The 12,463-nt window shown below is 52.1% G+C and carries 9 protein-coding genes; 5 read left to right on the forward strand and 4 right to left on the reverse strand.

Going from position 1 to position 12,463, the window contains the following annotated elements; translation table 11 throughout:
* Positions 1 to 106: 106 nt before the first annotated feature.
* Positions 107 to 1,189 (reverse strand): FecR family protein, encoded by a 1,083-nt coding sequence (locus F0P93_RS28390; protein WP_150881185.1) that lies wholly within the window; start codon positions 1,187 to 1,189, stop codon positions 107 to 109.
* Positions 1,190 to 1,427: 238 nt separating this feature from the next.
* On the opposite strand from F0P93_RS28390, the gene F0P93_RS28395 reads away from it, so the two are divergent.
* Complete coding sequence (locus F0P93_RS28395) at positions 1,428 to 2,027, forward strand: RNA polymerase sigma-70 factor (protein ID WP_150881186.1); 600 nt, start codon at positions 1,428 to 1,430, stop codon at positions 2,025 to 2,027.
* A 168-nt stretch (positions 2,028 to 2,195) separates the two neighbouring features.
* On the opposite strand, the gene F0P93_RS28400 is transcribed toward F0P93_RS28395, so the two are convergent.
* The gene (locus tag F0P93_RS28400) at positions 2,196 to 3,080 is read right to left on the reverse strand and encodes a ChaN family lipoprotein (RefSeq protein ID WP_150881187.1); all 885 of its coding nucleotides are present in this window, start codon (positions 3,078 to 3,080) and stop codon (positions 2,196 to 2,198) included.
* Positions 3,081 to 3,255: 175 nt separating this feature from the next.
* Positions 3,256 to 4,047, reverse strand: a complete 792-nt coding sequence (locus tag F0P93_RS28405; RefSeq protein WP_150881188.1) for a 3-keto-disaccharide hydrolase — start codon at positions 4,045 to 4,047, stop codon at positions 3,256 to 3,258.
* A 518-nt stretch (positions 4,048 to 4,565) separates the two neighbouring features.
* Here F0P93_RS28405 and F0P93_RS28410 point away from each other — a divergent pair.
* Positions 4,566 to 6,422: a 3-keto-disaccharide hydrolase gene (locus tag F0P93_RS28410; protein ID WP_225309686.1), complete on the forward strand. Its 1,857-nt coding sequence runs from the start codon at positions 4,566 to 4,568 to the stop codon at positions 6,420 to 6,422.
* A gap of 54 nt (positions 6,423 to 6,476) precedes the next feature.
* Entirely contained in the window at positions 6,477 to 8,444 is a 1,968-nt protein-coding gene (locus tag F0P93_RS28415; protein WP_374756792.1) for a c-type cytochrome, read from the forward strand.
* Positions 8,445 to 8,605: 161 nt separating this feature from the next.
* Here F0P93_RS28415 and F0P93_RS28420 read toward each other — a convergent pair whose 3' ends face one another.
* The gene (locus F0P93_RS28420) at positions 8,606 to 9,148 is read right to left on the reverse strand and encodes a DUF2911 domain-containing protein (RefSeq protein WP_150881191.1); all 543 of its coding nucleotides are present in this window, start codon (positions 9,146 to 9,148) and stop codon (positions 8,606 to 8,608) included.
* A gap of 240 nt (positions 9,149 to 9,388) precedes the next feature.
* On the opposite strand from F0P93_RS28420, the gene F0P93_RS28425 reads away from it, so the two are divergent.
* On the forward strand, positions 9,389 to 10,381 hold the full coding sequence (locus tag F0P93_RS28425; RefSeq protein ID WP_150881220.1) for a YheT family hydrolase: 993 nt from the start codon (positions 9,389 to 9,391) through the stop codon (positions 10,379 to 10,381).
* Between the two features lie 169 nt (positions 10,382 to 10,550).
* The gene (gene serA / locus F0P93_RS28430; protein ID WP_150881192.1) at positions 10,551 to 12,455 is read left to right on the forward strand and encodes a phosphoglycerate dehydrogenase; all 1,905 of its coding nucleotides are present in this window, start codon (positions 10,551 to 10,553) and stop codon (positions 12,453 to 12,455) included.
* The last annotated feature ends 8 nt before the right edge of the window (positions 12,456 to 12,463 follow it).

Below are 12,463 nucleotides of genomic sequence, written 5' to 3' on the forward strand. Positions count from 1 at the left end.
AGATGAATGATGATGCGCATCAAGGGAAAATTCCGGGCCGACTGTGTAGCCGCACTTTCGGCCTTTTTTTGGTAGCTGTTGGTTACTTCATAGGGTTCAAGGTGGGTTAAAGTGGGTCAAAAGAGGATGGGTCGCAGCCGACACCTGTGATGAGAATGCGGTTTCCCTGCACTTCATACTGCGCATTGATCGCCCGGCAGAGCAGTTCCAGTTTGCTGTAGAGCGGCTGGTGGGTGATCTTCCCCGTAAACCGGCAATGGGTCAGGGAGTCGTTGCCGATCACCATCTCAATACCGTACGTTTTTTCGAGTTGCTTCAGCACGTCTGGCAACGTGCTGTTTTCGAAGGCAAACGTGGCCGGTTCGGGGCGGATGGCCGTCTGAATCGGTTCGGGCTGATCGATTAAACCGCGGGTCAGGCGGTTTTCATCCAGAAAAATGGTTACTTTCTGATTGGGCGTCAACACCACCGACGCTTCCCGGACGTCGGCGTTTTCCGTTTTTGGCGTGGACTGCTGATTCTTTTTAAACACCGCCACTTTGCCGGTATGAACCGCCACTTCCACGGTTGGGGCGTTGGTGGGGGCCGTGATCCAGAAACTCGTACCCAAAACGCGGGTCACGATGGCACCGCTGTAGACCAGAAACGGACGGCTGGCGTCTTTGTGAATCCGGAAAAAGGCCTTCCCGTTGAGCCAGATTTCCCGTTTGTGGGGAAGTGTCTGGGTGGCATAGCGGATCGTACTTTGCGGTTGCAGGTGAACGATGCTGCCGTCTTCTAGTTCGATGATCAGGGGTTTAGCGGTTTTATTGGCTTGTTCGACAAAACCATCCCCGGCAGCAACCGGACGGTTTTCTATCGTTCCACGTACTGACTGATACCGGTAGAAAATTAGAGAGCCAAAACCGATGAGCGCGACCACGGCCGCAGCCGCAACCCACCGCCGGAACCACGGCCACCGGAGTACGTTCTCTTCTGCATTTGTAGACGCTGCAAGATCATCATTCGTTTGTAAATCAATCTGATGCCAAAGTTTTTTCTTTAACTTCTGCCGGTCTTCTTCGCTCAACGCCAGTGCGCTGCCGGTTCCCAATTGATCGTACCACCGATCGATCAGCCGGATTTCCGCGTCCGTGCAGTGACCGGCGTTGTATTTCGTAAGCAATCGGGCGAATTCTTCTTTTTGCATGGGCCGTTGACGCTGTCATGTACTGCCTATGTCGATCAAGGCCCCGGTTTACCCTAAATGTTTTTATAAAATAGGGGATTGTTTATAGAAATAAGCCCAATTTGGCGATATATTATTTCTTTAGTTCAATTGGCCGGGCTATTGCAAAGCCGTATCCTTCAGGGCGGTTAAACTCCTTTGGCACTATTTTGTAAAAAAATGGTAATTTGGTCTTTCTTTAATCGACGCGGGTGCACACATGTCGGCAGATTTACGACTTTCTTCGCTGAAAGAGTGGGATGATGAGCAGGTACTAAGGGCGTTAACCGATGGCAATCGGCTGGCACTGGCGGAACTGTACGAGCGGTATTGGTATGCCCTCTACCGGGTGGCTTTTCAAAAAACAAAATCGCCGGAAATGGCCGAAGAACTGGTGCAGGATTTATTCGTTCAGCTTTGGCAGAAACGGGAATCGCTGGCCGTTCGCCGGGTCGATTATTATTTGTTCGGGGCCTTGAAATATTCGATCATCGATGCCATCAAAAGCCGCATCGTTCACGAGAAATTTCAGGAATACCAGCAGTTCTTCGCCCCACAGGCCGATTTTTCGACCGAAGACCAACTGTCGTATAATGACTTGCTGGGAACGATCGAAACCGAGTTGCTGAAACTCCCGCCCAAAACGCAGGAAGTGTTCCGGATGAGCCGCTTCGAGGGGCGGACCATCCCGGAAATTTCGCGAAAACTCGCCCTAACCGACAAAGCCGTCGAATACCACCTTTCGAAGGCCCTCAAACTGCTCCGGACGCAACTGCGGGATTATAGTTTTGTGCTTTTTTTGATGATGGTTTGCCGGTAGGGTTGTCTCCTCTCCCCGACATAACCCCGCATTCCCCCCGTATTCCCGTTCATTCCGGCATATCCCCGCATTCCCCGGATTTCATCCGGGGCTATTGATTGAATCCTTTCAGGCTTGGTTTTTTGGGGTGTTCCGGGGGATTTGGGGCTGCTGAGTGGATGGGGTGACTTAATACGTCTTCGTCATATCGGCTGGAATGTGCAGGATAAAACTCGCCAGATTCTGGTTGGCTTTGTCGGGTTTTGCCACATCCGGTACTTCGACCGACGCGATGGTCACGATTTTGAGATCCGGCTGTTTCTGGCGCAGGTACCAGATAATCCCTTCGAAATTGTTGGAATGGTAGGAACCGTTAAAATGCAGAAAAGTGGAGCCGGGTTTGCGGTTTTGCAGGATAAAATGGGCCATCGTCGCGTCTTTGATGGCCTGCGCACGGGCAAAATTAGCAGCCTGGTCGGAGGGGCCTTTGCTGGCGGAGGGCGAAACCGCATCGCCGTGCATCATGTCCAGCATGGCTTTGTAACCGGGCAGGGTCAGATCGACGGTTAGGGGCAGGGGGGCCATCCAGGCTTTTTGGGCCGTCGGAACCGTATCGAGCGACGCCAGTCCGTGCCGCGCGACGGCACTGGCATACCGGCGGGGGACGTTCGTTGCCACCACCGATAGCTTGTGTTCCCGCGCAAAATCGACCAGCGGGCGGTAATCGGTTTTGTAATTGTTCCAGAGCCGCGCCTGTTTGGGGAATTCCTTGTCCGTCGTTTTGCCGGAGACATAATCCGATAAAGCTGTCTGGTTATCTGCTTCAAACATTTCGGCACCCAGGATCAAGTGTTCTTTTCTCTGCTCGTATAAATCCTTCGTCAACTGCAATTCCAGCCAGTGGCAGATCGGATTGTTGTGCAATTCACCAAAAAAGACAACATCGGCTCCGGCCGCTTCTTTCAGAACTTTCTGATAACTCGTGGTTTTTAGTTTCTGGTTGTAAAACTGGTAAGCCGGTTTATCGCTGGTAAAGGCAAAACAGGGAAGGAGGAACAGGAGCAGGTATCTCATCGTCTGGTGTTTATTTAGACGCAATATAAACAAGGTTGGCCGAGGTATGGCAATAAAAAAGGGTTATTTCGCAGAGTTGAGCGGAGGACATCAGAGTCAATCAGAGAAAAACTCTGCGTAACTCCTTTTAACTCTGCTTAACTCTGCGAAATAACCCCTTTTTAACTCTAAAAGATTACAACTCCCGAATCCAGATGTTCCGGTAGCCCACTGGATTGCCGTGATCCTGCAACAGGAGCGGTCCTTTGCCGTGGGGTTGCAGTTTCGGATACCCGATGTATTCCGTCGTGCCTTTAATGTTGGTATTGTTCTGCACCAGAATACCGTTCATCAAAACCGTCACTTTGCCCTGTTCCAGCATCATGCCGTCTTTGTTGAACCGGGGCGCAAAATAGATGATGTCGTAGGTCTGCCACTCCCCCGGTTTCCGGCTGGGGTTGACCAGCGGAATCGCCTGTTTGTAGATGGAACCCACCATCCCGTTCGAATACGTCGGGTTGTTGTAGCCGTCGAGGACCTGCAACTCGTAGCGGCCCTGGAGGAAAATACCGCTGTTGCCGCGTCCCTGTCCGCTGCCTTCCACTTTGTCCGGCGTCCGGAATTCGATGTGAAGCTGGAAATCCTGGAACTCCTGTTTGGTCCGAAGGGAAGCCCCTTTGGCCGAATACATGGCTCCATCCCGGATCGGCCAGGGATTGGACCCTTCCGTAACGCCGTTCCAGCTACTCGCGCTGTACCCATTAACAGACACCCATTTGCTGCCGTCCTTGCCGTCGAATAACACGATGGCGTCGGAAGGAGCCGTGGTGCCGGAAGCCGTAGCGGGCGACAAAACACCCGGTGTGACCACACGCGGAACCGGTTCCCAGATTTCAGACGACTCCGGATTTTGTTTGGGTTTCTCCTGAGCTACTGCCCATTGGGCCAGCCCCAGAAGCAGGGCAAAGGCTAAAGTACTTTTTTTCATTCGTAAAAATAGGATTGTGTGAACAATGATTTGCACGAAATACCGCCTTCAAAGATAGCGAAATGTCACCGCATTGCTCGTTTTACCTCCATAACTTGCTTGCCATTGTTACTGATTTCAGAAGGAGAGTAAATTCGACAACTCATCCCGTGTTCAAAATCAATTCAAGTGTGTTCAAAACCGTAGGAAGGTCATTGCCACGGTTTTAGGAGGGAAGATGGTACTCTTTTAAAAAACCGGTTCTGAAAAACAGGTTGTTCGTTCTGCCCCCACCCCCCTGAAGGGGGCTTAAAAATGGCAAAGCTAAGCCCCCTTCAGGGGGGTGGGGGCAGAACAGAACAGGGCAATTGTTATTTTCAGATAGATTCTTAAAAATTGTGATTGAAATTCGCGGTGCCGGTAATGTAAAATTGTATATTGAAAAAATACTGTTTCACTGGGGAGGGAATCTATTTTTTAAAAAATTTAAAATATGGTAACTTTCCGACTCAAAATAAAATCCAATGAAGTCAAACTCTATGAACACAACGTTCGCCCGTTTGGTAATGGGGGTCGGGTGGGTCTTTAGCGCCGGACTGGTGATGGCCCAGCCGAAAGCCGACCAGCCAGCGGCTCTTCCGCTCAACGATTTAAGTGCATTTCAAAAACCGGGCGACAACTGGCGGATCGTCGGTGATGTAACGGCTGATCTCAACCAGAAGAATGTTCTGAAAAGCACGCCAGGAACCGGCATTCTGGCTAATCTGCCCGCCAAAGACGGGAACATCGATCTGGTGTCGAATTTTCAACACGGCGATGTGGATCTGGATCTGGATTTTCTGATTGCGAAAGGATCGAACTCCGGCATTTATTTGCAGGGTCGCTACGAGATTCAACTGCTCGATAGCTGGGGAACCAAAAATCCCAAAGCGGGCGATAACGGCGGTATCTACGAACGCTGGGATGATGCCAAACCCGACGGCCAGAAAGGCTACGAAGGCCACCCGCCCCGCCAGAACGCCAGCCGCGCACCCGGTTTGTGGCAGCACCTCAAAGTGTCGTTTCAGGCACCGCGTTTCGACGCCAGCGGTAAGAAAATCGAGAACGCCCGCATGTTGCTCGTCGAACTGAACGGCGTAGCGATTCACGAAAACGTGGAGCTCTCCGGCCCCACCCGGGGAGCGCTCGGCAAAGATGAAGTAGCCAGCGGCCCCCTGCGGATTCAGGGCGATCACGGGCCGGTAGCGATTCGGAATATCATTGTGAAGAATTACGACAAACCGCGTCCGGAACTGATGAACCTGAAGTATGCGGTTTACAAAGGACGGTTTGACAAAGAACCGGATTTTAGCAAACTGCCGCCCGAAGCGCAGGGGTCGTCGGTGATGCTGACCGCCAACGTCACCCGGATTCCGAACGACTTTCTGATTCGGTATACCGGAATGCTCCGTGTGAAAGAAGCCGGAGAATATGCCTTTAACCTCGGCGCAGCGGGTGGTGGCGGCATGATGAAAATCAACAACAAAGCCGTCATTACGCCCGGCGACCGCCGACAGCGTGGCAGTGTTACCCTGCCAGCCGGAGATGTCCCGTTTGAGTTGTTGTATGCCAAAATGGAAGACTGGGCCAAACCGTCGATTGGACTGGCCGTAACGGGACCCGGCATTCGCGAATACGTCATCAGTGACGCCAGCGGAGCCACCAACGGCGATCCGACCGACCCGATTCTGGTCGATGCGTCGTCGAATACGCTTCTGCGGAGTTTCATGGATATGCCCGGTTACAAAAATGCCCAGGGCCGCACCTTGCGGGTCGTTCATGCGGTTTCGGTGGGAAGCCCCGAGCAGGTGCATTACACCTACGACATGGACAACGGCACACTGGTACAGGTGTGGCGGGGCCAGTTTCTGGATTCGACGCCGATGTGGCACGAGCGGGGCGATGGTTCATCGCGCCCGATGGGTATGGTGCAGCGGCTGGGTGCGCCGATGCCGGGACTCGCCAAACTGTCGTCGCCGACGGCCGCCTGGGCCACCGACACAACCGGCAGCGGTTTCCGGACGAGAGGGTATGTGCTCGATGAAAGCGACCGGCCGACGTTCCGCTACCAAACCTACGGCGCCACTGTTACGGATGCCATTCGCGTGCTGGACAACAGCCAGGGCGTTCGCCGGGAAGTGACGATACAAAACCCGTCCGCCGATCTGTATGCCCGGCTGGCCGAGGGCAGCACCATTGCTCCGCTGGAAAATGGCATGTACCTCGTTGACGGCAAAGCGTATTACGTACGGATCGACGATGCCGGGGGGGCGACACCCGCCGTGCGGAAAGTGGGCGACCGCCAGGAATTGATTGTTCCGGTAAAAGGGAAATTGACTTATTCGATCTTGTTTTAAATCCTGATGAAACCAATGTATACATCCATTCTTCGCCGGGCGGTGGTTGGCACGATGCTGTCAGCGGCTGCTTTTTCGGTGGGTTGGGCGCAGGAATCGCCCAAGGAAGAAGATTTTTATAAAATCCTGAAGGTGTCGGCACCAGAGGGGACGTTGCTGGAAGTCGGCGGTCTGGCCGTGCTTCAAAACGGTGATCTGGGCGTAGCGACTCGTCGGGGTGACATTTTTATCGTCGAAAATCCGACCAGCCGTCGGCCTTTCTTCCGGAAATTTGCCTCGGGTTTGCACGAAGTGCTGGGTCTGGCCTACAAAGACGGTGCCCTGTACTGCGCCCAGCGTGGTGAATTGACCAAACTGGTGGATTCGAACAAAGACGGCAAAGCGGATATCATCGAGACGGTGACCAACATTCCGGTGTCGGGTCATTACCACGAGTACACGTTTGGCCCCAAGATTGCCCCCGACGGTTCGTTTTTCATCTCGGGGAACGTCGCGTTTGGTGACGAAAAATGGTGGGCGGGCGAAAGTCGCGTCCCCTGGCGGGGCTGGATCATGCACATCACCAAAGACGGACAGATCGAGCCCTGGGCAACTGGCGTTCGGTCACCAGCCGGTTTGGGCATGATCGACGGTGAACTGTTTTACGCGGATAACCAGGGCGACTGGATTGGCTCCGGTGGCGTTTGGCACGTAAAAAAAGGCGCGTTTATGGGCCACCCGGCAGGTTTACGCTGGAGTGGGGATCCAAAATCGCCGGTTAAACTGACGCAGGAGCAATTGTACGCGAAGATCAACCCGCGCGACAACCGCGACGAGCGGGGCCGGGCCATTAAACCGGAGAACGTGGTGGACGAAAAATACGTCACGCTGTTCGAGATGAAAAAAGAGTTTCCGGAAATTCAATTGCCGGTCGTTTGGTTGCCTCACGGTATTCAGGGAATCTCCAACTCGGAAATCGTTCAGATTCCCGAAGGCTCATTCGGCCCTTTTACGGGGCAATTGCTGGTCGGTGATCAGGGCCAGAGCAAGATTACCCGCGTGTTTATGGAAAAAGTGAACGGCGAATTTCAGGGCGCTTCGATCGATTTTCGCAGCGGTTTTCGCTCGGGCGTGTTGCGGATGGCGTGGGCCAAAGACGGCTCGCTGTTTGTCGGCGAAACCAACCGGGGCTGGGGTTCGGCGGGCGAAGCCGATGAAGGCTTGCAGCGTCTGACCTGGAACAACCAGATGCCGTTCGAAATGCGGGCGGTTCGCGCCATGCCGGACGGTTTCGAGGTAGAATTCACCACGCCAGTCGACCGCAAATCAGCAGAAGACTTGGCTTCGTATTCCGTTGAAAGCTTTATTTACAAATACCACCCGGTCTACGGCAGCCCGACGGTCAACAAGGAGGCCTGCGCGGTGAAAGGAGTAAAAGTGTCGCCCGACGGACTGAAAGCCCGGGTGATTGTCGATAACCTGCGCCAATATTACATCCATAACCTGACACTGGAAGGCGTTCGGGCGGCTGAGGGGTCGTATTCACTGGTTCACCCAACGGCCTATTACACGCTGAACAACATTCCGGAAGGCCAGAAACTGGCGATGACGGGCGTTAGTACGTACAACTCGGCGGCTTCCAAAGCGGTTCCGGCCAAAAAGGGCGTTCCTGCGAAACCGGGTGTAAAAGCGGGTGCGAAAACAACGGCGGTTTCCGGTGCCAAAACCGGTACGCTGGTTGCCAAAGCACCAACGTTTGAGGAGGTAAAACCGTTGCTCAACCGCCATACGTGTTCGGCTTGCCACAATGCCGAGAAACGGCAGGTAGGCCCGGCTTTTGCGGATGTGGCCAAACGAGGGTATTCAAACGAGAAAATTGTCGAGCTGATTTACAATCCAAAACCGCAGAACTGGCCGGACTATTCGACCGAAATGCCGCCCATGCCGCAGGTTCCGAAAGCCGACGCGCTGAAGATTGCCGCCTGGATCAATTCACTGTCGGCTGGAAAAACCGCTGCCGCGAAGAATGCGGATCAGCCCTAAAGGAGTGAAGAGTTAAAATGTATGAGTCAGCCAACTCATAACTCTTCACTCTTAATTCTTCACTTGTTAAAAAGCCCGGCCAAGATGGTCGGGCTTTCTGTTTCCGGGGTATTGATCGGTCGTTACAGCGTACGACGGCGAATCGCTCCGGCGGATTTCCTTCAATTGGTACCACCAACCGCTTTGATGGGGATGGCGATGGAGGCCATGTCCCAGGCAATCGACACCTGCGAATCGGTTGGGGTAATCGTCAGTTTTTCAACCGGCGTTGCGTTGGTTTTGGCCGGAACTTTGATCTCGGCAACGTCTTTCTTTTTCAGCTCGACGCCTTTTACGGGGTCAATGTAGTCATAGGCACCCCACTGACCCAATTTGCTGTTCAGAATAACCGTCCATTCTTTTTCGTCAGGAATGGTAAAAAGCGTGTAAGTACCGGCTTTCACCATCTTGTCGCCAAACATGACGTCTTTGGTAAATGTAATTTCGGTGGCTTCATCCGCACCCGTACGCCATACTTTACCGTATTTTTCCAAACCGTCGGCTCCAAAAATAACCCGGCCCCGCTTGGATGGCTGTCCATAAACGACCTTCACGCTTTTACTGGGGCTCTCAACTTTTAAATGTGGACTTTTTGCCTGAGCAAAAACAAGGGTGGAAGTTGCTGTAATCAGCAACGCCAGACATACTAATAATCCCTTTTTCATAGGTAATAGAAAGTTATTGGTGAATGATTCGTCACAAAGAAAACAAATCTTAGAGCAAAAAGATACGGCAATGGTTTAATCGGCGGATAAAATACGTTAAGTGGTCTGCCGAAATAGTTCAAGCGGGTAAAAAAATACTACAAAAAAAACCGGTCGGCAGAATGTCTTTTGTGTTTCCGGACGTTTGGTTTTCCCATTGCCGTGGAACCGTTTACCTTTGTGCTTCTTTTGAGAATTGCTATGCCGCTGATTACCCCTTCGGATTACCGCCCGCCCGCTCATTTGTGGAACGGGCATTTGCAAACCATTGTCCCGGCTTTGTTCCGAAAAGTCAGCGCAGCGTATACCCGCGAACGGATTGAAACCCCGGATGATGATTTCCTGGATCTGGACTGGAGCCTGTCGGGAGTTAAGAGTGGTAAAGAACTCTTAACTCCTAACTCTTCACTCTTAACTATCCTTTCCCACGGTCTGGAAGGGGATTCCCGGCGGCAGTATCTGGCCGGGATGGTTCGGCATCTGACGACCAATGGTTTCGACTGCCTGGCGTGGCATTACCGCAGTTGCAGTGGCGAAATGAACCGACAAGCGCGGTTTTACCACCTCGGCGAAACGGGCGATTTGCAGTTGGTGATTGATTACGCCCTGCAAAAAGGGTATAAGCACATCAACCTGATGGGGTTCAGTGCGGGCGGCAATGTGACGTTGAAATATTTGGGAGAGCAGGCAACAGCAATTCATCCGGCTATCAAAAAAGCTGTGGTTTTTTCGGTGCCGCTACACCTGACCAGCGCATCGCGCCGGCTGGAAGCCTGGGATAGTCAGGTTTATAACCAGCGGTTTAACCGGACACTGAAGCGCAAAGTTTTTGAAAAAGCGGCCCTGATGCCGGGTGTCATTCAGACGGAGGGATTGCAAAAAGTCCGTACTTTGCGGGAGTTTGACAATCTGTTTACGGCTCGCTTACACGGCTTTCGCGATGCGGAAGATTATTACCAGCAGAGCAGCGCCCTGCCATACCTGGACAAAATTGCGATTCCGACCTTGATTGTTAGTGCCAAAAATGACCCTTTTTTGTCGCGCGAATGTTTCCCGGAAGAACTGGCGCGCCAACTGCCCAATGTCTGGATGGAATTTCCGACCCAGGGCGGCCATTGCGGTTTTACACCCACCGGGTCCAATAAAACCGTGTACTGGTCGGAAGAACGAGCCTTGCGGTTTTTGAAGCAATAAATGTATAGTACCAATGCAGCTAGCCGCTGTTAAATTGATTTTCTAATTACAAATGTAAAATGTTAAATAATGAATGTAAAAGTAACGAATGTGAGTTTGAAGCACTTTTACATTTTGCATTCGCCATTTAACATTTATCATTAAAAAGGGTTGAAAGCAGTCCTCAATTATGTTAACCAAAACACTCGAACAGACGTATTTCGTCATTGACTTCGACAGCACCTTTACCAAAGTCGAAGCCCTGGATGTACTGGGAGAAATCTCCCTGGCGGGTCACCGCGACCGGGAAGCGATTCTCGAAAAAATCAAGATCATCACCGACCGGGGCATGTCGGGCGAGATTTCGCTGTCGAAATCCATCGAATTGCGGCTCGAACTGTTGCAGGCGCACCGGGATCATTTGCCTGCGCTGATTGAAACGCTGAAGACCGAAATCTCGGACTCGTTTCAACGGAACCGGGAATTCCTGGCGGAACATGCCGACCAGATTTACATCGTGTCGAGCGGTTTTAAAGAATTTATCGTCCCGATTGTGACGTCGCTGGGCATCAAGGAAGAGAATGTATTTGCCAATACGTTCGTCTACGATGCCGCTGGCAACATCGTGAGCTGCGATTGTGAAAACCCGCTCTCAACCGACAAAGGAAAAGTGAAGCTGATTCGGGATCTGAAACTCGAAGGCGACATTTATGTCATCGGCGACGGCTACACCGACTACGAAATTCGGGAGTCAGGTTTAGCCAACCGGTTTTACGCCTTTACTGAGAATGTCATGCGACCGAAGGTCATTGAAAAAGCTGACCATGTGGCGCCGTCACTCGACGAGTTTTTATACCACAACAAGCTGAGTCGCAGCCAATCGTATCCCAAAAGCCGCATTAAAGTTCTGTTGCTCGAAAACGTACACCCCGTAGCGGTAAAACTGTTTGAAGGGGAAGGATTCAATGTGGAAATTCTGAAAGGGGCCCTGGATGAAGACGAGCTGATCGAGAAAATCCGGGACGTTTCCATTCTCGGCATTCGCTCCAAAACGCAGGTGACCAGCCGCGTGCTCGAACACGCCAACAAACTGATGTGCGTCGGCGCATTCTGCATCGGTACCAACCAGATCGACCTCAAAACCTGTACCGAAAAAGGCATTGCGGTTTTCAACGCGCCCTATAGCAACACCCGCTCCGTGGTCGAACTGGCCATCGGCGAAATCATCATGCTGGTGCGGAACATTGTCCCGAAAAGCAATAAAATGCACGAAGGCGTTTGGGACAAATCAGCCAAAAATAGCTTCGAAGTCCGGGGGAAAAAACTGGGTCTGGTAGGCTATGGCAACATCGGCACCCAATTGTCGGTGGTAGCCGAAGCACTGGGCATGGAAGTGTATTTCTACGACATTGTCGATAAACTGGCGCTGGGGAATGCCCGCAAATGCAAAACCCTGGACGAATTGCTCGCCATTTCTGATTTTCTTAGCCTGCATACCGACGGCCGCGCCAGCAACAAAAATCTGATTGGTGCCCGGGAGTTTTCGCTGATGAAAGAAGGGGTCATTTTCCTGAATCTGTCGCGCGGACACATTGTCGACATTGCAGCATTGGTGGATGCGATCAAGAGTGGCCACGTAGCAGGTGCGGGAATCGACGTGTTTCCGTATGAACCGAAAACCAATAACGAGGAGTTTATCAACGAGTTACGCGGTTTGCCGAATGTCATTCTGAGCCCACACATCGGCGGTAGTACGGAAGAAGCGCAGGAAAACATCGGTAATTTTGTGCCCGGAAAACTTCTGGAATACATCAACAACGGCAGTACCTACGGCAGCGTCAATTTCCCGGAAGTGCAATTGCCGCTGTTGAAAGACTCGCACCGTTTGTTGCATATTCACGCCAACGTGCCGGGTATTCTGGCGAAGATCAACGCTATTTTTGCCAACTATCACATCAACATTCAGGGGCAATACCTGAAAACAACCGAACAGGTTGGCTATGTGATAACCGACATCGCCAAGGATTATTCGGACGAAGTGGTCAACGAACTGCGGAATATCGATAATACGATCAAATTCAGACTTTTATATTAGTGAAAAGG

This window comes from Larkinella humicola (assembly GCF_008727875.1).
GTDB lineage: Bacteria > Bacteroidota > Bacteroidia > Cytophagales > Spirosomataceae > Larkinella > Larkinella humicola.